This is a genomic window from Mesorhizobium dulcispinae (assembly GCF_033977345.1).
Lineage (GTDB): Bacteria > Pseudomonadota > Alphaproteobacteria > Rhizobiales > Rhizobiaceae > Mesorhizobium > Mesorhizobium dulcispinae.
Window position 1 is genome coordinate 18,643 of sequence record NZ_JAVIIY010000016.1, and the last position, 21,879, is coordinate 40,521.

Sequence of the window (21,879 nt, forward strand, 5' to 3'; positions counted from 1 at the left end):
CCCTCATTGAAGAACAGCCGTCAGATTGCCATGGCCGTGAGCTTTTTGCCGGACCGTGTGATACGCAGCCCCAAATGTCCGGCGAGTGGTTCCAGCACACCCAGAACCACCGACCGGAGCATGCCGGACGGAACACTCTCATACAGCCGCATCAAGCTCTCGGCTTCGATCGCCGTGCCGCCCTTGGAGATCAGCCCTACGACACTGGAGGCGAGATTGTACATAGAGGAAAACGCGAGACGTTCCAGTTCATCCAAAGAAGGCGCCTCACGGTTGGCGTAAAGGACCTCCAAGGCCCGCCCTGCCAATGAGCCGTCAGCATGCTCCTCGTCGGGCGGCGCCGCCATGGCTGCATCGAAGATTGCGCGAAGGTTGGTGGCGGAGCCAGGCACTCCGAGGCTCGCCGCGTCGAGCGTAATTTTCAAGAACGCCCGGGGCTCATAATCTTGTTGCGCAAGCCAATCCGAAAGCAGACGGAATGGGGCGGTTCGCCCCGGATGCGGAGGGATGGACTCTAAAGCGCCCGAACGCAAACCCATCATCTTCAAACGATAGGTCAATCCTGTCGTGAGAGAGTGTGTAATCACGACGCGATCAACCGGGCTCCAGTTCCGGACCGCTATCGCCGCCACCGCACGTTCCACGCGTGTGCGATCATGAAAATGGCCGAACATAATCACGGTAGCGCCTACCATTTCAGTGCTCAGCGTGGGAATGCGGTCGAGTAAGGTATCGAAGACGTTTGCATTCCCGGCATTGACAGCGAACAGAGAAGCCAAATTCTGCATCTCTTCGCTGATGCCGCCCTCTGCAAGGAGCTGATTGATCCTGTCAACTCGACCGTCCCGTTCCCAGTCACAAATTAGGTATTCCATGACCTTCAAGGCGCGCTCCTCCAGCACCCTCGGCGATTTCAAAAGTTGTAAGATCGATGGAATATCCACCTGCGGGGAAGATAAGGCCTGCGCGGCCGACGACGTCGGATGATACCCTTCGCTTGCCAAGATTCGTATGATGAGTTCCTCAGTCGACGCATCGAGCTTGCGCATTGATTGACTCCAAGCAGATAGCCGGACCTCAAGGGGCAAGGTTTCATCGCTTGCGGCAGCAAATGCGACATCGGCGTCGACGCAACCCATCTTGAGATGGCTGATGAGCGAACTGATCGCATGCTCATTCCCCCGCTCGCCAGCGCACCGGCGGCATTGGGCGATGTAAAGGTTGAAAGCAGCCGTTCCGAGGCGGTCTGCCTCACGCTGAATCTCACCAAGGTGGAGCATATTTTCGATGTTGCCGCCGAGAAGTTCACCTAGAACGTCCAACGACAGAGCGGTATCGCGAAGCCGCGCAACGATTGAATCGGCACCCTCGTGAACGAGCCTGCGTTCTCCGAGTCTGATGCGGATCGAGGGGTGCAATGGCTGCGAAAACGCATCAACGATGATGCCATTGATCAATTTGTTTGTACGCCACGATGCCCCACCCCAGATTTCAGCGAAACGGTCGCCCATCGTTTGCCAACGTGGTTTCGAGACCGACATGCCGTTCGCGAGACAACGACCGAGCAACCGTAACCCTGTGTGGAATACATCGTCCTCACGCCCCAGGATCTCGTCGATAAGCGGCTCGGGATTAGGATGGCGCTCCAATGCGAACTGAATAGCCTGCGCCCATGGACGTCGCACAATCTTGCCCAGCCGTGGTGCGATCTGGTCCTTGTGATGCTCTAGCAACTCTGCCGAAGCGAGATATTCCTGGACGATCGGGAACGGAAAAGTCAGCCTTGTCAGGCTCGACTTACGAAGGATGCCGCGGCGAACCAGGGCTTCCCGTACGTCGTCGCTGCTAAGATGGGGCGCAATGTCTCTAACGCACCGTTCCAGCAGCTTGATGCTAATTCCGATCGTGTCCGTCTCCAGCGCCTCGAAAGCTGCACGTTCCGCAATCTGGCGGAGCACTGCAGTGTCGACTTTGTCGCCTTCTGCGTCCTTGAACGCTGCCGGACGAAACAGCGTTTCAAGATAAGTGTCGAGCAAATCGCTGCGGCGAAGGTTTGCCTTCTCCTGCCGCATAACAAGCATGAGGGCAAGAAAGATAGGAATGCGGGCCAAATGCGCGAGATCGGGACGTGCCTCTATCCTGCCCAGCAGCGCTTCGGCCACGCCGGGTTCACCCGGTCGGTAGAAGTTGACGTATGCCGAGATGTCTTCGTCCTGGAGTGGCGCCAGCTCTACCATCGTCGCATCGTCCGGCGGTGACAATGCCGCCGCATCTCGCACGGTCATCAGCCAGCGCACGCTGGGGTGGTTTGCCCGATACACATTTAGGCGTTCCAATATCAAGGTGCGTCTGTCACTTGACACCTCATCCAATCCGTCGAGCAAGAGCAAGAGCGAGCCGGCGTCGGCAGCAGCGCGCCAATCAATTCTGACGTCAAACTCACTGTTTAACCGCACTGATAGGTAATCGGCGATTGAAAGGTCAGAATCTGAAAGCTTGGTGGCCGGAATAATGGCCGGAAGCCGACCGCCAGTAGCGACCTTTTGCGCCATCGCATGGACAAGCGTGGTTTTTCCAAACCCCGGTCCCGCAACAACAACCACCGCGCCGAGGTCGACGCTGGGGAAGTCGCGCAAATCGACCAACCCATCAGCACTCACATCTCTCCATCCGGGCAGGTCGTCGTCGAAATCAGGCCGGCGATCTCGATCGTATCGAAGGCATCTTGGCCAAAGGAAATGTGCGGCGGGCCGTTGCCTGAAGTCAGTTCCTGGTACTTCAACGCATGCGAGCGCAGCTACCGCCTGCCGATACTGCGCAGTTCCCCAGTTTGGGGGGTCTAGGATAGCAATTTGGAATTCTAAGGTGAGACGGTCGTAGAGCCTTGATCCGTTAAAAGTAGAGCGGGTAGTCGCACCGTCCAAAGCAATGCCAGACAAGGCCCCAAAGAGTTGAAGGGACGTACCTGACGACGGTGGCATCCATTGAGGGACAAAGTCCCGCGCTATCCCATCTTCGGGCCAGATACTTACGTCGAGTCGTGTTACGATACGCCACACCTCCATGATATCGTCGTCGAGAAGCTCTTGAATCGAAGAAACATGCTTGGTTTGGCTCGCCGTCAGGCGCTTCTGCCATTCGATAACATCTGAACTGTCGTGCCGTTTTATCAGCCCAGACAACTGCGTTGCGAGCGGCGATGATTCACCCAAAACCAGCTCAAGGCGGTCATCCGGCGTGAAGTCGGTGTCTAACTGACGACGAAAGGCAATCCAAAGCGACTTCCACACCTCGCCAGAGGGTTCGAGAGAGAGCTTGACCTGGAAGAAGCGACGCGAACCATCAGCGAAGCGGACAACAAAATCGTCCACACTTTGAGGTGCTTCCATCCTCACCTCTACCGGCCGATCTTGCCGTGGCCGCTCGCGCGGATCTATCATCCGGCCGAGGTAGAGCGCAGCGACTTGATCCTGGTATCTGATGCCTGCGTGAGTGGCCGGTCCGCCCGCTTCAGTCAATGGAGTTACTTCCTTCTTGTTATCCTGAGAAATTTCAAACCCACAAAACGGGCCTAAAGCGGGTTGTGACGCTTCGCCGAGTGTGCGGGAGGTCTTGCCGGCTTGCAACTGCGACAATCAAAGTCCAGTTACACGAAAGTTACATCGCGGCAATCGGGCAAATAATATTTTAGGTAAGTAATTGAATAAACTGGTGGGCGGTACAGGATTCGAACCTGTGACCCCTACCGTGTGAAAGCGTTTCCTACACGCAATCATGCTGGTTCCTTGACTGAGGAAATAACCATAGATGAGGCCGATAAGCTTGGCATTAATGAACATGGTGGCGGTGCTTGGGGCATTCCCAACCGGCGTCGTAGGGTAGGTTTGCCTGACATGGATCTTGTGTCTCAGGCCGTCATCGCCAACTCACCAGATTACATCGTTTTGACAGGGGCCGATTATCTCGACCGATCGGTCCGGGGCGTGCGTTCGAATTTGAACAGCCGCCACGTCGATGAATTTGTCGCGGATCTCAACAGACGCGTCGCAAAGTTGCGAAGGTTCGTCTTATCTCGACCGGGCCTGGCACTGAGGATATGGTCGCCTGCCCGCCCGCCGGTAAGCGGAAGAAGAAGAGTTCGTTGCTGACTAAAGAACCCCAGGAGGAGTTTGAATTCGGGTTCTAAGTTTGGACCGTTTGAGGGGTCGCGCTCGGTGACGGGAATGTGATCATCAATCATGCTGGACGTCTCATAGAGGCGTCCGATCCAGCAATTTCGGGGCCGTTCCACTACGCCTATATACCGCCGGACGTAACATAATATCGCTGGACGGCGCCGAGATCACGCTCTTTTCGGAGTTTCGCAAATAGGATTCCCCACCCTGGGCCTCTGACGGTCGCCACCCCATTTCTGACAACCCAAATGCCGGGCCCGGGAAGCCGGGCGCGGCATGAGCGCTTCAGGTGCGGATTGCTCCGTTTTGCCGCGCAATGGTTGCGTATTCCGAGAGCGTCTTCCCTGCCCGGAAATGCCGGTCGCGTTCGATCGGCAGGCCGAGGCGACCGCGCACCGAGGTTAATTCCGTGAGACTGACGCTGCCAATCTCTGGGAAGGCGAGGAGCCGGATTCACAGAAGCCGTAAAAACAGTAGTCACCTCCCATGCAAGATCGTCGGCGCTCGTTTCTTCCGAAGCGGAGCCCGGCTGGGGCGAGGGCTCCGTTCGGCATGCACTCTTCACAACGCAAGATGTGTTACAAGGAAAGACGAGGACTTGACCATGGCAATTGCGACTGAGACCCGTACTCGACCCATTCCCGTCCAGATTTCGCTCTCGCCCCGGCCAACCTGCGTAGTCGGCGATCAAGGCGAGGTTCAGCGTAATTACCCGAAACCGCCTGGCTTCTCTCTCAGGAAATCACGATTCCTGAAATAATTCAATAGCTTGGCGTTTATGAACGGAAACTATCTGGCTCGCGTGCGCCTGGGCTCGAGCTCCTTGCGTTGTCATCAGCTAGACGTCCTGCGAATGACGTTCGCAAGGAGGCAGTTCTCGGCTGCATTAGCTTGGAGCATAGTCGATCTCTTAAGCACTCGGGAGGGCCGTTGATGGAGCCTTCGGGCTCCCGGTCAGCCAGCGCTGCCGGCACGGCGAAGCCACAGCGCACGCGATTGCATAGCGGACGCTGTGGTTCAAAGGTTTGACGCGCTAGAAGGAGCGTTGGAAAATCAGGATGCCGCCGAGGTTGTTCTTCTTGTTAGCGTTGGTCCAGTTGACGTTGGAAGGATTGACCGTCACGACCCCGAAGTTACCGTAGTGATCGTAGTCGACCTCGGCAGTGACAGTAAGACCTGGAACCACCGTATAGGCAACGTTTGCAGCAACACCGTAGTTCTTGAGCTGATCACCCGATACCTGAATGTTGAATGAAGTCTTTTCGTTGAAATTGTAGGTGCCACCGGCCCAGAAAGCCCAGTTGCCGCCCCACGGTTTGTAGAAGCCACGACCATGAGCGTCGATGGCATTTGTCGAGTCATCGTTGAGCTTACCGTCGGAGCCATATCCGAACATTCCGAACAGCGACAGTTCCTTGGTCACTTTGTAGTCCACACGAACCTTGCCGGCCACGGATTCGTAGTTGCTATCATAAGCGACAACACCAGTTATGGCGCCCCAGCCTTGCGTGTATTTCACTCCGCCGACGACATGCGGAACATAGCTGTCGATTGTGCCGGTCGCGCCAGCGCCCTCTTCAAGCGAGGCCACGCCGCTGAGGCCATTGCCCGCGTCGAAGTAGTAACTGATGAGGTTGGTGTCCTTGATACCGTAGGGGATGATCGTGTCATTGTAGACGCCACCGGCGTAGCCGATGAACGAATCATAAACCGAGTAGTCTTCACCGACCCGGAGGCCGCCGAGCTGAATCCAGGCAAAGTTCAATGTCGTGGCGGTGGGGCCACCATTAGGGAAGTTGAAGCGCGTCTCGGTATAAGTCTTCAACGTGCCAAGCTCCGTTTCCTGGCCGGTCCAGGTTTTGAGATCGAAGCGAGAATTCTTTTGCCACGTCCCCTGACTTGCCCCGGTCCTGACGTCCGAGGTTCTCGCACCGTCGAACGATCCGACGTCGCCGGCGCCGATGGTGTAGCGGACATAGCCGCCAATGCGCAGGCACGTTTCGGCGCCGGGGATGTAGAAGTAGCCGGCGCCATAGACGTCGCAAATCTTGACGTATTCGGGCGGCTCCGGTTCGGCGACGACAACGGCGTCGGCGGCGCGGGTAGCGGACACTGCGACCAGTGCCGCAACTGAGCCAAGAAGTAGGCTCTTGATGTTCATTCAAGATCTCCATTCAAGTTAAGCAAATGGGAGGACTTCAAAGAAAATTCCTCCAACTCGATGATTGAAAAATACATGCTAGAGTTAGGTATCAAGCATCAATATTCGACGACGGGGTCGTGAACCGTCGGCAACGAAACCTGTAACACTGTCGCAGTTGTGCTTGCCGAACCGGCGATGAAAGTGACTTTTGGGCGATAAGTACCGCTGGCTCCGATTAGGAATAATCGGAGGTGCAATGGTATATGTGGAGAGGGGGTGTCTTTGGTGGATGTTGCCGAAGGGTTCGCCAAGACCCCGGCCGACTGCGGTCGAAGCCGGGTTGCGTTGGACGTAAATGCCAAACAAATGGTCGTGCTGGAGCCACGCCTGACCAAAGCTGCTTCGTTTCACCCCGCCACGTGTGCAGCGCGCACCGCATTGGCCGATCGACCTCGAAGATGATCGCCTGCTGAAGTGCCCATTCGAGAGCTTCGACCGAAGTACCTTCCTTAAGCCGGAACGGTGCTTTGCTTTTGATGTCGCGTCGAGCCCCTACCACCGGTGCGCGGATTTGAGAGCGAACTCATCTCTGTCCGTGGCGCAGATTCCCGGCGGGAAGGCTTCCCGCCCAACCCATGCGTGCGCTGCCGCCGTGAACGGTGTTCTAGCGCTGGCTCATGGTGGATGGCATATCGGGGTGAAGAAGCTCCTGGCATCAGAGAACCTCGCGCATGCGCCCCGTTGAAAGTTTGCCCACCTCGAATAGCCTATCGGCGACCCCTTCGCGCACCTCCTCGTCATGGAAGATTCCGACGATCGCCGCTCCGCGCGCTTTCGCTTCGTTGATCAGTTCGATCACGCTCTGCCGATTGACGGCGTCGAGTGAGGCGGTCGGCTCGTCGAGCAGGAGGATCGGGTAATCGACGACGAAGCCGCGGGCGATGTTCACCCGCTGCTGCTCGCCGCCCGAGAAAGTGGCCGGCGCAATTGACCAAAGACGTTCGGAAATGCGCAGACGAGCCAGCAATTCCTTTGATTTCGCCCGCGCCTCGTCTCCCGGCATGCCGATTGCGACTGCCGGTTCGGCGACTAGGTCGAGCGTTGGCACGCGCGGGATGACGCGCAGGAATTGGCTGACATAGCCGATCGTGCTGCGGCGGATCTCGACGACCTCCCTGGGTTTGGCTGCGAGCAGATCGACGGTCTCGCCGAGGTGCTTCACCAGGATCATTCCCCCGTCCGGCTTGTAGTTGGCGTAGAGTGAGCGCAGTAGGGTCGACTTGCCGGCGCCGGAAGAGCCGTGTAGGCACACGCATTCGCCGGCCATCACCGTCAGATCGATATCCTCAAAAACAGGGAGAACGATGCCGCCCTGAGTGTGAAGCGTGAAGGCCTTGGATAGGCCCTTGGCATGAACGACCGGATGCAGATTCCGACGTCCCGCAGTATCGCTGACCTCGGCATCCGCCATCACGGAGCGATCTGTTTGGCAGCAGTCCCAAAACCGGCAAAGCGGCTGCCGCAGGCGAACTCATAATAAAGCCCAGTACCGTCATGAACCCAGTTGCCGATGTCGAAGTCTACCATGCGGCGCGGCTCATGCATCGTGACTTCGATGTCCTTGCCTAACCTCACTTCGGTCCAACCGACGCGTTTACGGCCGCCAAATTTCGGACGCCACTCTTCCCTCATGTCGGTCACGAAGGCCGTGCTCGGCGCCCAGACATGCCGGATCCCCTCGATCGTGCGATCCCGGCTCTGGTGCATGTCGCCGCTCAAGCAAAGCTGGATTTTTCCCGCACGGAAATAGGCGCCAAGCATGTCGCGACTTTCGGAAGGCACGAACCAGCCGGTCGTATCGACTTCCGATAGGGCGGCATCACAGACGGCCATGTGAGACAAGAGAGCCACCTGCCGCGACCCGGCTTCGCCAATCGAGCGAGCCAGGAATCTTTCCTGTTCCGCTTCTGCTGCGAACCCCGAAGTCAGGATCATGCTATTTAGCCCAATGATCCGCCAGTCGCCGATGTCGAACGACCAGAAATCCCGGCCGATTGTTTCGAGATAGCGGTTCCGCCGTTCCTCGGTGACGGCTGCTTCGGAAGTCGCCGCCTTGGTGAGGTCGCCGACATCGTGATTTCCCGGCACTGCCAACCATGGGCACCCCAGCCGCTCGAGTTGCCGCCGCGCGAACCAAAGATCTGACGGATTGTTCGCACCATCAAGCGCGAGATCCCCGCCGACAAGGACAAGATCCGGTCGTCGCTGGGATAGTTCGTCGACCAGGATTTCCCAATTGAACTGAAAGAAAGGCCGTTCTTCGGACAGGTGCGGATCGGAGATGAAAGCAATAAATGAAGAGGCAGTCATGATGTTTCAGACCTTGGAGATCAATACACGAGGTTGCCGGCGCGCCATACGGAGCGGATGACGGGTAGGCCACCGTGAACGCGGACTCGTAGAAGATCGGCACGCTTGTCCTTGGCAATTTCGCCTCGATCATAAAGGCCCACGCATGCCGCCGGGGATGCCGTCACCGTGGCGATCGATCGAGGCAGCGACCAGCCAATCGCCTCCCCGGTCAGGAGAAATGCGGCGTGCAGAAGGCTTGCCGGGACGTAGTCGGATGTCAGGATGCCGAGGTGATCCGACTTGGCGCACTCGCCGGCAGAGAGATTGCCTATATGCGATCCACCGCGTACCAGGTTAGGTGCTCCCATTACCACCTGGATGTCGCGCTTGTGCGCTTCGGCAGCAGCGAGATCGGTGGTCGGGAACTCGCAAATGCCGTTACCCAGCTCTTCTGCCTCAAGAATGTGCTCGAGCGTCGTATCGTCATGGCTTGCCACGACGATACCCCTTTCTCGACAGAGTTCGGCGACGGCGCGGCGATTTAGGGCAGCGTATTGATCTCGAGCTTGCTGTCGGGCGACCAGGATGGCGTCAAGCTCGGCATCGGAGGCACCAGTCCTGCGCTTCTGATGCACCTTCCATTTCTGCGGGTCGGGAAAAGTTCGCTGCCCGGGCGTGTGGTCCATGAGAGAGACCAGCTTCAGCTTGGGATGCTCCTGCAAACCAGAAAAACGCTGCACAATATCGGGTTCAATGATCTCACAGCGCAGATGTATGAAATGATCGGCGCGCAGCAGGCCCTCATTCGCGGCCTCCTCCATACCCCGCAGCATGCGTCCGAGCGCGCCATTGCGATCGCTGTCGAACTCCTCCCCCACCAATCCGAAGCTGTCGAACATGGTGGTGATGCCGGAACTGATGACCTGGGCATCGTAGGAGACTGCCGCCGAAAGCGGGTGCCAGTAGACCCCAGGTCTGGGCACGATATGCTTCTCAAGGTGATCGCTGTGAAGATCGATTAGACCCGGCATGAGGAAATCACCCTCGAGGTCGATCGCTCCCGCAGGCACTTCGTCACCGGCTTCAACGCTTATGATCCAGCCGTCCTCAGCCGTGACATGGCCCAGCACCACCTTGTCCCGCAATACGAGCTGTGCATTGCCAAACACTATCCGCGTCATTTCTGCTCTCCGATCTGCCGGCGCTCACGCTCTTAGTACCGACGATATTAGCAATTGGGTGTAGGGGTGATGAGGGTCGTCCAAGACCTGATCGGCGAGGCCCTGCTCGACGATCGTTCCCGACTTCAAAACGTAGAGCCGGTCGGCGAGCATCCGCGCCACCCCGAGATCATGCGTGACGAGTACAACGGCGACGTCGAGGTCGCGCACCAGCCGCCGCAGTAGATCGAGAATCCGTGCCTGAACCGAGACATCGAGACCGCCGGTCGGCTCGTCCATGAGAAGCAGCCGGGGCCGCTTGACCAGGTTGCGGGCAATCTGCAGGCGCTGCTGCATTCCCCCGGAAAAAGCCCCCGGAAGATCGTCCACCCGGTCGGGATGTATCTCAACGTATCCGAGCCATTCTTTCGCGATGCGGCGCATCTGCGAAAAGTCGCGGAGGCCGGCAAGCGCGAGAGGTTCTACGATATTAGCCCCAGCGCTAATGCTCGTGCGCAATCCGTCCTGGGGACGCTGATGCACGAATCCCACACGCGATCTCAGGAGCCGGACGCGTTGCTCCTCCTGAAGCGACCATATCGGGTGCAGGCAATCATCTTCGCCCTGAATATCCACGATGCCTTCGTCAGGCGGCAGATGGCCGCCAAGGCAGCGCAGCAAAGTCGTCTTTCCCGAACCGCTCTCCCCGACGATGGCGACGATTTCACCGGCTGCGATTTCCAGAGAAACGTCGCGGCAAGCGAGTAGTCCATTGTCGAAGCGTTTGGCGACCGCTCGGGCGCGAAGCACGGCCGGGGTTCGAATGAGGTGGGTCATGGCCGGCCTCCAGTGGATTCGCCACTTCGCTGGGCGCTACAGAAGGAGGTATCGGAGCACACAAAGCTGCTCATGCCCGTATCGTCAGAGATCACATCCAGGTAGCTCTCAGTCGATCCGCACAGGCTGCATTGTCCGTCAGGCTTGCGGGTGACAATCGGGCGATCGTCGAAAGACAGATTTGCGACGCAGGTATGCGGCGGGATAGCATAGATACGCCTGTGCCGGCCCGCCCCGAACAGGAAAAGGGCAGGACTGCTATCGAGTTTGTGATTGTCGAATGCCGGAATTGGCGAAGGGGCGGCGAAATACCGACCATTGACGAGCACGGGATGATTTGTTCCGGCACCGGCATCACCGAACTTCACCGTGTCTTCATAGAGCCTGACATAGAGCATTCCGTAGTCTTGAAATGCATGAAGGCGGCGAGTCACGGCATCCGAGGGCTCCAGCGATCGCATGGGCTCCGGCAGCGGCACCTGAAGCACGATGATCTGGCCATCGGAAAGCTGCTCGTCGGGAATGCGGTGCCGGGTCTGGATGATTGTCGCTTCGCTGGTTGACAGCGTTGTACGGCTGTCCGCCACCCGTTCGAAGAATCTCCGGATGCTCGTGGCGTTAATGGAATCGTCGGCGCCCTGATCGATCACCTTGAGCATGTCGGCGCGCCCTATCAGGGCCGCGGAAATCTGCATACCGCCGGTACCCCAACCGGGAGGAAGCGGCATCTCGTGGCCTGCAATCGGCACTTGAAAGCCTGGAACCGAAACCGCCTTCAAAATCGCGCGCCGGAGCATGCGCTTCGTGACTTCGTTCAGGTACCCGAAATTGTAAAAGCTGTTCTCATCCAGTCCTGCGTCCGGAGGGATCACGTCTCATCCTCCCGTGGCCGCGCGCGTGAAGACTGCACCTCCCTCAAGCGATTGAGTTCTGCCTGATAGCTGATGTAGTGTGGCAGTTTCAGGCTTTGCAGCAAGCCGGCCGCTTCGACACCGTCCGCGTTAGGCAGCACAAACTGCTCGTCCTCGATGGCACACTGGACCGTTTCGCCCAGTTCGCGGCCTCGCAGCGCCCGGTCACTGACGGCCATCGCCATCGCACGCCTTTCGCTGCGGCCGAAGGCCAGTCCGTAGCCGCGGGTAAATCGCGGTTCCGCACTCTTCCCATCGAGCCTCTTGTTGAGAATCTCGCATTCGCTGAGCGTCACCCGCCCGATCGTGACGGCAAAGCCGAGTTCCGGAATTGTGAATTCCACCGACACATCGCCGACCCGGATTTCGGTCAGAAGCGGAAAGTTCTGGCCATATCCCTGCAGGGTGGAGTTTGCGAGACCGGTCAGGAAGCCTTCGTCAGCCCTTGCCAGGGACTGCAATCTGGCGTCGCGACTGGCCGGGTACATGAGCGGATCGCGCGTGATATCGGAAGCATGATTTTCGGAATCCCCGGGTGGCAGTGCTTCGGCAATTCCGTCACAGGCGAGCCGGTCGGAAATACGTGGCGCGACAATGGGACCGGCATACTTGTTGTTCGGTACCTGAAACTCGAAGGCCTCCGATGGTTTTTCGGCCAGAAGCCTGTGAGTGTAGTCGTAGGTGGCTCCCAGAAATTGCCCCCCCGGCGCTTGCTTGAGGATCGGCGATATCCGCCTCTCGATCTGCATCGAGCCTGTGTCGAGGGGCTCCGAATAGCCAGCCCGTGGCAACGTCGACCTGAATGCCCGAAGCAGGAAGGCCGCTTCCACCGCGTCGCCCTGAGCCTGCTTCAGTGCCAAGCTCGCCCCATGCCTGTCATAGATCGCGCCCTCGTTCATGGCGCGGTCCACCGCCAGGGACAGTTGTTCGCCAATCTGCTCAACTGACAGCTCTGGTATTGCCGGGTTACCGCGACGCTGCTCGGCAAGAAGCCGCTCGGCGCTTGCGATCGCCTGTTCACCGCCACGGATTGCTACGAGCATGGGGCGCTCCGGCGAATTGAGCGAGGCAGCCCCAAGAAACCCTTTCTATCGACGAGAAGAACGTCGACGCCAACTGGGAAGCGCGCCGCATTGGCATCCCAGTTCGACCAGAACCCTAAAGGAAGTCCCATGGGTGAGATCGAAACCTCGGTCTTGATGCCTGGTCCGGACAGCGATATCGGCGTGCCGCCCACGAGGTCCGGCAACTGGATGAGAAGCGTCGTCGAGCGATTTGGCTCCAACAGGGTCCCCGCACGAAATCGTTCGAGATTCGGCATATTGTTTGCATCGCCGATAAGAGCGAAATCAGCGTCCCTCGGATGACAACCGAACGAGGCGCCCGTGCGCAGCCGGAGGAAGTCTTCAACAGCCTTGGTTCTGAGGGTCGGATCGAGCCAGCTGGAAACCTCGCCATCCAGGAGACACAGCGCTGCAGACAACATGCTTTGGCTCATTGGCCAGGGCGCGTGGAGAATTGGCGGCGCTGCAACGATCTCGCCGGGACGGCTGAAGGCACGCAAGATGGCTCTGAAAGTTGCTTGCGCGTGATGAGCCGCCTCTAACGAGGGCTCAACCTCAAAATGCATCGTGGAATCCAGCAGCGTCATACTGGCTGCCCGGCAATCGACATCGAGAACGCAACTTCGGTCGCGCGCACTTTAGCGGCCTTTGCGACTTGATGTTTCCTGCTAGCCTCCTCAGCCGCAAGCACCGCTTCACGCGCTAGTTCGTGCCATGGCCCGCCTTCTTGGCATAGCATCATGGCGTCGAACACAGCCGCTATCGCCGCGTGTCGCTTGTCCCGCCCGCCAATACATGAAATGCCGATGATCCCATTGCCCAACGCAAGGGAACAGCGCGTGACGGTCATTTCACCGAGATTAAAGACCGTTCCACTGCCGTCGGCGCGGGCGCGCAACATTATTGTCTCAAACCGTGGGGGGCTGATGAAGTTAAAATCCGGCTGGGTCGGCAGCGCGTGCCAGTTATCCGAAATAACCGCCGCTGGTGCTGTCGCGAGAACGGACATCCAACATTTGCGATCTGATAAGAGAGAAGATTGAGACGTCATTGACCAAATACTGTGCAGCGCCGGCGAATGTCTGAGAGGTAGGTAATCCTACATTAATCCGCCTGCAATTGTCGTGAACCCTACATCAATCCGTCGGTAAATGTCGTGAAGCCCGGATGACGAAAACTAGACAAGTCGTCTGGTGGTGCATATGCCAATCCGCTGTTCCTTCTCTTCCCACAGCAAGACCAATCGGCCCCGGTACCCTCGAGCTCCGCGCCACATAGGCATGATGACCTGAGAGTCATACGGTTGTTCATTCGACGGTCACATAACTTTCACCAAACTGATACATACCTGATACATAGCTGCCACCAATTCCATCTCGCACTGACTTCGGTCCGGCAACCACGAATGAAGAGGCCTCGATGTCGGGACTTGAACTGCGCAATATTTGCAAGGATTTCGGATCCACGAACGTTATTCGGAACCTTTCGTTGGATATTGCTCCTGGCGAGTTCCTGACCCTCCTCGGCCCTTCCGGTTGCGGGAAATCGACACTTCTGCGGATCTTGGCGGGTCTTGAGGTGCAAACCGGCGGTTCGGTGGCGATCGGCGATCGCGTGGTGGACGGCGTGCGACCAAAGTGGCGCGATGTGGCAATGGTGTTCCAGTCCTATGCCCTCTATCCTCATATGACAGTTGCGGAGAACATGAGCGTGCCGCTGCGGATGCGGCGGCTGTCATCCTGGCAAAGAACGCCGATGGTTGGTCGCTTTATCCCGGGAACGAAAGGGGCGGCCGATAAGATCGAGCAAGACGTCATGCGCACCGCTAACTCGCTCAGCATTGGCCACCTGCTTGCCCGCAGGCCCGGCCAACTGTCGGGCGGTCAGCGCCAGCGCGTGGCCGTTGGGCGCGCCATGGTGCGCGAGCCTGCGGTCTTCCTGATGGATGAACCCCTCTCAAACCTCGACGCCAAGCTGCGTGTCCAAATGCGGGCCGAAATCAAGGAGCTGCACAGACGGCTTGGCGTCACCTTCGTCTATGTTACTCATGACCAGTCGGAAGCCATGACTATGTCCGACCGGGTTGCGGTGATGTTGGAAGGCGAGCTACTGCAGGTTGCCCCGCCGCAGCAGATTTATGCCGATCCGGACGACCGACGCGTGGCCGAGTTCATCGGTTCTCCGAAGATCAATATTCTCGGAGCAAGGCTGCGCGAAGCCAACCTGGCCGATGCAGCAGGCACCAGGTTTGCCATCGAATCCGGAGGTATCCCTGGGACAGCTCTTACTCTGGGAATCCGGCCGGAGGCGTTCCACCTGGTGGATGCAGGTGGTGTAAACATCGTGACCGGTGCGGTGCGGCTGATCGAACATATGGGCTCAGACCTTTATGTCCATCTCGACGTGCCCGGAACCGAGCATCCGGTGGTTGCTCGGCTGCTCGCCGAACGCGGTGCACAGATTCTCTCCGGCCAGACTCTTCATCTTGGTGTGAAGTCGGAACGCTTGCTGGTATTTGCCGCCGACGGGCGGCGCCTGCGCTCCCATCATCATGCCGAAGCGAAAGTGCTTCGTATGCGGGAACCCGCATAATGAACACAGCCTCCTCCATAACAAAGAAACACGCGGCTCTTTCGACGAACAATTCCGGCATCACCAGGGCGCGGCGCAATCAAAAGATCGCCGAAACTCTCACAGCATGGTCGCTGACCGGACCTGCGCTAGTACTGCTTGTTGCCCTGTTCTTCCTGCCGGTTGCAGGCATTTTCGGCATGGCGCTGACCGACTGGCAATTCGGCGCCAGAACGCTCTCATTTGTCGGGCTCGATAACTTCAGGGAGGTCTTCTTCGACCAGGGCTTCCGTGCCTCGCTGATCAATACCGTTGTCTACGTGGCAATCGTCGTGCCCGGTACAATCGTCCTCGGCCTCGCGATCGCGCTGTTGATCGAAAGCGGCAAGTCTTTCCAGGCCTTCTACCGTGCCATCCATTTCCTGCCCTACATGGCGACGCTCACCGCCATGGCGATCGCTTGGGAGGCCCTGCTTCACCCGACTATCGGCCTCGTCAACCAGACGCTCGTGGGCCTCGGACTGCCGACCGCCAACTGGCTGCGCGACGAGAACACGGTGTTGCCGGTGCTTGCGGTCATCGGCATCTGGCAGAACCTCGGCTTCGCAATGGTGCTGTTCCTTGCCGGGCTGAAGTCAATCCCGCAGGATCTCTATGACGCAGCCGATATCGATGGCGCGGATCTCTGGCTCGACCGGTTGCGCATCGTCACACTCCCGATGCTGGGGCCGGTCTTCATGTTCGTCTTCATCGTCGTGGCGCTGAAAGCGTTCGAAACCTTCGACACTGTCCAGGTTTTAACGCAGGGCGGGCCCGGCCACGCCTCCGAGTTGCTGCTATTCACGCTCTATCGCGAGAGCTTCGAGTATCTGCGCACCGGTTATGGCGCCGCCGTCGCCGTCGTCTTCCTCTTCATCGTCGTCGCGCTGACCTTGATCCAGGCGCGCTTCATGGACAAAAGAGTTCATTACCAATGAGCATCCTTCGTTTTGCCTATGCAATCGCCGCGCCCACGGCTATTCTCCGCCATGCGGCGCTCCTGATCACCGCAGCGCTGATCCTCATCCCCTTTGTCTGGATGGTTTCGCTCTCGATCAAGCCGCCGGCAGAGATCTTTGGCGCATCTTTCAGTTTTTGGCCCCAGCAGTTCTACGGGATTGAGAACTATACCGAGGCGCTGACCAAGGCGCCTCTGCTGCGCTACATGCTGAACGGCGTCCTCGTCTGCGCTATGATTCTGTCGCTTCAGATCGCTGTCTGCACGCCAGCGGCCTATGCGCTCGCCAAGCTCGAGTTCCCTGGTCGTAACCTGCTCTTTGCGCTTGTGTTGATCGCACTGCTCCTCCCGCACGAGGTCCTGGCGCTGCCACTCTTTATCCTTGGCTACAAGATCGGCATACTCAACACCTACGCGGCGCTGGTCTTCCCTTATGTTGTTTCGCCCTTCGGCATCTTCCTGTTCCGCCAGTTCTTCAAGACGATTCCTGACGATATCGTCCACGCAGCTAGGCTCGACGGCTTCTCCGAGCTTGCCATCGTCTGGCGCATCGTGGTGCCGATGGCCCTGCCGGCCATCATCGCTTTCAGCATTTTCTCCGTGGTCGGTAACTGGAATAGCCTCTTCTGGCCCCTGATCGCAGTACGCGAGCAGAGCCTGATGCCCCCACCACTCGGCCTCATGGCCTTCAAGAATGAAGATACAGGAATAGACTACGGCCCATTGATGGCAGGCAGCACGATCGTGGTCGCGCCGCTGGTGATTGTTTTCCTGTTTGCTCAGCGTTGGTTCATCGGCGGCCTCACCTCAGGTGGCATCAAATAGACCGGAGCTGGCCTGCCGGATTCGCAGCCAGAACCTTCAAAGGTCATTGTACCGGATGACCAGCTCGATCCATCGAGCCGACATTCTGACCTCAGTGAATAGAACCGGCCGGTTGACGGCATCGGTGACGATGTTCTTCACCTTGAGCACGGGCTGAGAACGCGATTGCCGCAGCAACTCGGCGTCCATGCGAGTCGGATGGCCGGTTGTGATCCTCGTCTCATATCGAATGATTTCTTCAATGCCGAGCCGCTTTAATGCCTCGGGAACCGATCCGCATTCAGCGATCGCCTTGTCGATTCCGTGAAAGCGCGGCAGGGGAAAATAGGCGGAGGTGATCATCGTCGGATTATCGTCGATCAGCGTCAGCAGATTGACGCGCCGCACATATTGTGACTTTGCCAAGTGCAAGGCTGGGATGATCTCCCGTGACCCTCGGACCGTGGAGCTTCCGAGAATTTCTTCGCGTCCGACCCGATCCAGCCCCTTCAAAATAATGGGCAGGGTTTTCTGGCGCGCCATAGCATGGGGAATTACGCGCTCTTGCACGAAGCTTCCCAGTCCATGCTCTATCCGGATGAGCCCCTTTTCCTCTAGAACATCGAGCGCGCGACGAACCGTGTTACGATGAACCTGAAACCGCCTGCCCAGTTCCTCTTCCGTCGCCAAACGATCACCTGGCGAAAGCCGCCTTTGGCGTATATCCTGTTCGATCGCGAAACAGACTTCCTGCCACAAATGCAGGGCCCCTTTGCGATGCTGGACCGGTTCGTCGTCTTCGATCTCCACGGTGTTTCTCGCAGGGACATTCGTTTCGTCAATATCGCATGCTTTCATGATACCGGTGAAGGCTGAAGGGGTATGAGTGACCGCCTCTTCCATTATTCTTCACCAGTTAGTCACCGCGTCATCAATTCCGCAACACGAGGATACGCTTTTATGAAGGCACGGCCGCCATCGGCCGCATGGCCGAGATATCTGCTGGAAAGGCGGTCATCGTCCAAAGCTGCTATCGAAGCTGAAGGTCACAAAAGCACCAACCCAATCGTGGAGTGGAAATGATTTCCGATCTTAACAGACGCGATTTTCTTCGCGGAACTGCTGCCGCCGCAGCCGCCGCGTTGTCAGCGCCAGCCTTGGCACAATCTGCACCCATCACACTGCGGATCGTAACGAGCACGCCGAAAGAGCTCTACGACAAGCTCTGTGCCGATTTCACGCAGAAGCGGCCAGACATCCGTGTCACCGTGGACACGCCTTCGCCCGACTATGACGATCTTACCCTGCGTGTCCTGCGCGCTTCGATAACCGGTGATATTCCGGACGTTGCCTTCCAAGGTTTTAACCGTATCAATCTGCTTGCCCAGCGCGACCTCGCAATCCCTCTAGATCCCTTCATTAACGCCGAGGGCGATCTCGCGTCGCTCGGTTATCAGCCATCTCTCTTCGACATGGCCAAGGTGAATGGCAAGACCGTTGGCATGCCGTTTGCCGTCGCGGCGCCGACACTGTTCTACAACCTTGACCTGGTGGAGAAGGCAGGTGGCAATCCCGACAAACTGCCCACAGAATGGCCGGACATCATTAGCCTGGGCAGGAAGATCCGAACGCAGGGCGGCGGCATAATGGGCCTGCACTACGCCTATATCGGCCACTCGGGCGCTTGGACCTGGATGGCCCTCGTCATGAGTCAAGGCGGTAGCATCATGACGCCCGACGAGAAGGACATCGCCTTCGAAGGTCCGGAGGGGCTCTGGGCGTTGGAGATGTTCAAACAATTCGGCCAAGCCGGTCAGATCGAGATGTCCCTGGACCAGACGCGACAGGCATTTTCGGGCGGCATGATGGGCATTCTCGGCACCTCCAACAGCTATCTGCGCTCAGCCGAGAAAGCCGCGGCGGGCCACTTCCGGATCCGCACCACGAACCTGCCGCTCAAGCCGAATGGCAAACTGCCAACGGGCGGGAATGCCGCCATGCTACTGACCCGGGATCCCGATCGCCAGAAAGCCGCTTGGGATTTTGTTAAGTTCATGACCGGGCCGGACGCTCAAACCAAACTCGTGAACACCACCGGCTATATTCCAGCCAACAGTGTCGCCGTGAAGACACCGGACTTGCTGGGGAAATTCTTCGCGGACAATCCCAATGCGATGGTGGGTGTCGAGCAACTCCCAATCCTGACTGCATGGCCCGGCTTCCCCGGCGAAAATGCGATCAAAATCACCGATCTCATTCGGGATCATATCCAGTCGGTCGTGACCCTGCACCGCGAGCCGAAGGCGGTACTGGCCGACATGGTCCGCGATGTTCGGGCTCTCCTGCCGCAGGCTTAAGCTGGGGGAACCTGATTGCGCTACAGACAAGGCGAGCCCCTAAGGCTCGTCTTTTTTCATCCAGCAACAGCGTTTGGATCAGTCGGCATTGCGGATCGCAACCGACCAGGCGCGCGGGCCGCTCATATCGCTGGGTCGCAATTGCCCATTGTCCGCGAATCCAACCAAACTAAAACCGTGATGATTGAGATGGGCTTCCATTTCGAGCGGCAGCATGAAGCGATGGTCGCTATTCTCGACTTCGACCACCTCGTCATCAATTGACCAAGTTCTTTTGAGATGGAACAAGGAATTTGGCAAATCTGTCGAGATCTCGGCATCTCCCCGATAGGAATTGCTATGGGCTTCCACATCAATGGACCAACTGCGCCGGCCTGCGGCACCGGACAGAAGGGCGCAGGGATTTATTCCCTCGATGACGAGGACCGCCCCGGGGTGGGTATGTTCGGCAAGAACCCGCATCGTCCTGCGGACATCTTCATTCGTCTTCGCATGGCTGAAAACGCCACCGAGCATAATCACCGCATCGAAACGGCGCCCAAGATGCAGGTCGCGCATGTCACCGAATCCGATGGTCGCATCCGGATTTCTTTGGCGCGCGGCTTTGACCATCACCGGTAAGGCGTCTATGCCGCACCGTTCGACATCGGGACCGGCAAAACGGGCGAGCGCCAGCCCGGTGCCGCAGCCGATATCCAAGATCGAGCGAGGCCGCCTTTCTGCAAATCGATGCACAAGCCGGAAACAGTCCTCGGCCCATTGGGCCGCCTGCGGATAAAGGCGCTCGTACCATTCCGCGCTTCGGTAGATGAAGCGCATCGGCACGATGCCGTTCCGGCCATCGGCTGGATCAGTTTCCATAGGTCATTTCCTCTGTACGTCGGAAAAATGATGTTGCGACAACCTGCAAGGGCGCCGTTCAGTTGGACTTGCCGATCAGATCCGCTAGGAAATGCCGCGTATCCGATGGCGGATTGTAGAAGACGGGAGAAATCAGCAGCCGCGCACCGGTTCGCGCCGCCCGGACGGCCTCAAGGACAGCAGCTTCGAAATTTTCGGCGCGACTAACGGCCGGCAGTTCTCTGCCTGTTTCCGCAAGGGTCTGCTCGATCACATCGCCCCCTTCGTCGAAAAGCACGATGACGTTCGCCTTTTTCAGCAGCGCTTCGCAAAACAGCCGCAGGTCGGCTTTCTCCAATGGACTGCTGACCCGTTTTTCTCCACCCTGTGATTGAAGCGCGCCTCCGGAGACGACAACGAGCGAATTATCGGCAAAAGTTTCCAAGCCCTCCAGGGCCTTGCGCGGGTTCATACCTATCGTGTCGTCGTATATCTCGACTCCGTTTACCTTACCGAGGAAGTGGCACCTCTGCGGCAAGCCCTGGAAACCGACCAGTTCGTCGCGCAACGTTTCGCGCTTCACTCCGAGTTCGATGGCAACTGCCGTAGCGGCAAGGGCATTCGGAATATGATGCCGCGGCATTCTCAATTCCGAAACGGCGCAAAGTCTGTCGCACGCACCCCTGGAACGCAATGCGATGTGGCCGTCCGCAATCACGACACCATCAGTTATATTGCCCAGTGCACTGAAATAGATTTCGCGTCCTCGCCCGAGCCCACGAAAATGCTCACGGACTTCGGAGTCATCGAAATTGAGCACCGCCACGTCGCCGCTCTTCTGAAAGCGCAAGAGGTTCTGCTTCGCACTCCGATAGGCTTCAAACGAACCATGCCAGTCCTGATGATCCGGAAATAGATTGGTGACGATCCCGATCGAAGGGCTGGTCGTGAGATAATCCAGGTGATGGCTAGTCAATTCCACTACCAACCAGGGTGTATCATTGCGTGAAGCAATTGCGTCCAGCATTGCTTTTCCGGGTCCGGAAGGCGTGAGCCGGTAGTCCGTCGAACCGAGGACATCAAACCTTGAATTCCGTAGGATTGCCGTCAGCAAGAATGTCGTTGTTGTCTTTCCGGCCGAGCCAGTCACCCCAATCGTTGGACCGGACGCATCCCGCAGAATGGTATCCGCAAGATTGGAAAGCATGAGACCCTTGGAGCGGGCGCGATCGACAACGAAATCGCACGGCGGCGTAGAAAGGGAGATGAAGAGCACCCCCGCATCGGCGATCTCGCCGATCTCGGCTCGAGGCCGGGATTCGATACTCCGGCCATCAGTATCGAAAGCCCCTTGAATGCTGTCCGGTTCACAGTTTTCAGGGTGAAGAACGGTTACGCGCCTGGCGTGATGAGAAAGATAGTGGGCCAGAGCAATCGCGTCCTCATTCACGCCGTCAATCAATACATGCAGATGCTCGACAGCAACACCGCTCTCGCAAACTGAAATCATAGATACGCCGTCCCTCATCGCTGGAAATCGGAACCGCCGATCACCGATCGGCGATTACAGATGCAACATTTCATCTACAAGACGGATCTGAGACGACAGCCGGACAAGTCCAAGTTTCGTCGTCGCACGGTCTCGACCAGCCGCCACCCGTGGATTCC

18 protein-coding genes are annotated in these 21,879 nt (G+C 58.1%); 4 read left to right on the top strand and 14 right to left on the bottom strand.

Translation table 11 applies throughout. The features are described 5' to 3' along the window. Nucleotides 1-20 precede the first annotated feature (20 nt). The 11 genes from RFN30_RS26385 to phnG form a co-directional block, all read right to left on the bottom strand. A complete protein-coding gene (locus tag RFN30_RS26385) occupies nt 21-3,635 on the bottom strand; it encodes an NACHT domain-containing protein (protein ID WP_320265004.1) in 3,615 nt (1,204 codons plus the stop codon). Nucleotides 3,636-4,460: 825 nt separating this feature from the next. Beyond that, nucleotides 4,461-4,628, bottom strand: coding sequence for a DUF2958 domain-containing protein (locus tag RFN30_RS26390; RefSeq protein WP_430699087.1), 168 nt, complete (start codon nt 4,626-4,628; stop codon nt 4,461-4,463). Between the two features lie 580 nt (nt 4,629-5,208). Then, nucleotides 5,209-6,336, bottom strand: a complete 1,128-nt coding sequence (locus RFN30_RS26395; protein WP_320265005.1) for a porin — start codon at nt 6,334-6,336, stop codon at nt 5,209-5,211. A 697-nt stretch (nt 6,337-7,033) separates the two neighbouring features. Beyond that, nucleotides 7,034-7,789 (bottom strand): phosphonate C-P lyase system protein PhnL, encoded by a 756-nt coding sequence (gene phnL / locus RFN30_RS26400; RefSeq protein WP_320265006.1) that lies wholly within the window; start codon nt 7,787-7,789, stop codon nt 7,034-7,036. Then, nucleotides 7,789-8,688, bottom strand: coding sequence for a metallophosphoesterase family protein (locus RFN30_RS26405; protein ID WP_320265007.1), 900 nt, complete (start codon nt 8,686-8,688; stop codon nt 7,789-7,791). The genes phnL and RFN30_RS26405 overlap by 1 nt, the downstream gene beginning before the upstream one ends. A gap of 20 nt (nt 8,689-8,708) precedes the next feature. Next, nucleotides 8,709-9,851 (bottom strand): alpha-D-ribose 1-methylphosphonate 5-triphosphate diphosphatase, encoded by a 1,143-nt coding sequence (locus RFN30_RS26410; RefSeq protein ID WP_320265008.1) that lies wholly within the window; start codon nt 9,849-9,851, stop codon nt 8,709-8,711. A 24-nt stretch (nt 9,852-9,875) separates the two neighbouring features. Then, complete coding sequence (locus tag RFN30_RS26415; RefSeq protein WP_430699088.1) at nt 9,876-10,655, bottom strand: ATP-binding cassette domain-containing protein; 780 nt, start codon at nt 10,653-10,655, stop codon at nt 9,876-9,878. Nucleotides 10,656-10,663: 8 nt separating this feature from the next. Further along, a complete protein-coding gene (locus tag RFN30_RS26420; protein ID WP_320265010.1) occupies nt 10,664-11,539 on the bottom strand; it encodes an alpha-D-ribose 1-methylphosphonate 5-phosphate C-P-lyase PhnJ in 876 nt (291 codons plus the stop codon). Beyond that, nucleotides 11,536-12,621 carry a carbon-phosphorus lyase complex subunit gene (locus tag RFN30_RS26425; protein WP_320265011.1) on the bottom strand — a complete coding sequence of 362 codons (1,086 nt, stop codon included), beginning with the start codon at nt 12,619-12,621 and terminating at the stop codon, nt 11,536-11,538. The genes RFN30_RS26420 and RFN30_RS26425 overlap by 4 nt, the downstream gene beginning before the upstream one ends. Beyond that, nucleotides 12,612-13,229, bottom strand: coding sequence for a phosphonate C-P lyase system protein PhnH (gene phnH / locus RFN30_RS26430; RefSeq protein WP_320265012.1), 618 nt, complete (start codon nt 13,227-13,229; stop codon nt 12,612-12,614). The genes RFN30_RS26425 and phnH overlap by 10 nt, the downstream gene beginning before the upstream one ends. Further along, a complete protein-coding gene (gene phnG / locus RFN30_RS26435) occupies nt 13,226-13,693 on the bottom strand; it encodes a phosphonate C-P lyase system protein PhnG (RefSeq protein ID WP_320265013.1) in 468 nt (155 codons plus the stop codon). Before phnG ends, phnH begins: the two co-directional genes overlap by 4 nt. Nucleotides 13,694-14,061: 368 nt before the next feature. On the opposite strand from phnG, the gene RFN30_RS26440 reads away from it, so the two are divergent. From RFN30_RS26440 to RFN30_RS26450, 3 genes are read left to right on the top strand one after another with little or no spacing between them, the layout of a single operon-like run. Continuing rightward, nucleotides 14,062-15,234, top strand: coding sequence for an ABC transporter ATP-binding protein (locus RFN30_RS26440; RefSeq protein ID WP_320265014.1), 1,173 nt, complete (start codon nt 14,062-14,064; stop codon nt 15,232-15,234). Next, nucleotides 15,234-16,190, top strand: coding sequence for a carbohydrate ABC transporter permease (locus RFN30_RS26445; protein WP_320265015.1), 957 nt, complete (start codon nt 15,234-15,236; stop codon nt 16,188-16,190). The genes RFN30_RS26440 and RFN30_RS26445 overlap by 1 nt, the downstream gene beginning before the upstream one ends. Continuing rightward, complete coding sequence (locus RFN30_RS26450) at nt 16,187-17,035, top strand: carbohydrate ABC transporter permease (protein ID WP_320265016.1); 849 nt, start codon at nt 16,187-16,189, stop codon at nt 17,033-17,035. The genes RFN30_RS26445 and RFN30_RS26450 overlap by 4 nt, the downstream gene beginning before the upstream one ends. Before the next feature lie 36 nt (nt 17,036-17,071). Here RFN30_RS26450 and RFN30_RS26455 read toward each other — a convergent pair whose 3' ends face one another. Further along, entirely contained in the window at nt 17,072-17,917 is an 846-nt protein-coding gene (locus RFN30_RS26455) for a GntR family transcriptional regulator (RefSeq protein ID WP_320265017.1), read from the bottom strand. A 176-nt stretch (nt 17,918-18,093) separates the two neighbouring features. Between RFN30_RS26455 and RFN30_RS26460 the strand changes: the two genes are divergently transcribed. After that, a complete protein-coding gene (locus tag RFN30_RS26460) occupies nt 18,094-19,371 on the top strand; it encodes an ABC transporter substrate-binding protein (protein ID WP_320265018.1) in 1,278 nt (425 codons plus the stop codon). Between the two features lie 78 nt (nt 19,372-19,449). Here RFN30_RS26460 and RFN30_RS26465 read toward each other — a convergent pair whose 3' ends face one another. Both RFN30_RS26465 and RFN30_RS26470 read right to left on the bottom strand, forming a co-directional pair. Beyond that, nucleotides 19,450-20,232 carry a class I SAM-dependent methyltransferase gene (locus RFN30_RS26465; RefSeq protein ID WP_320265019.1) on the bottom strand — a complete coding sequence of 261 codons (783 nt, stop codon included), beginning with the start codon at nt 20,230-20,232 and terminating at the stop codon, nt 19,450-19,452. A gap of 58 nt (nt 20,233-20,290) precedes the next feature. Continuing rightward, nucleotides 20,291-21,739, bottom strand: coding sequence for a Mur ligase family protein (locus RFN30_RS26470; RefSeq protein ID WP_320265020.1), 1,449 nt, complete (start codon nt 21,737-21,739; stop codon nt 20,291-20,293). Between the last annotated feature and the right edge of the window lie 140 nt (nt 21,740-21,879).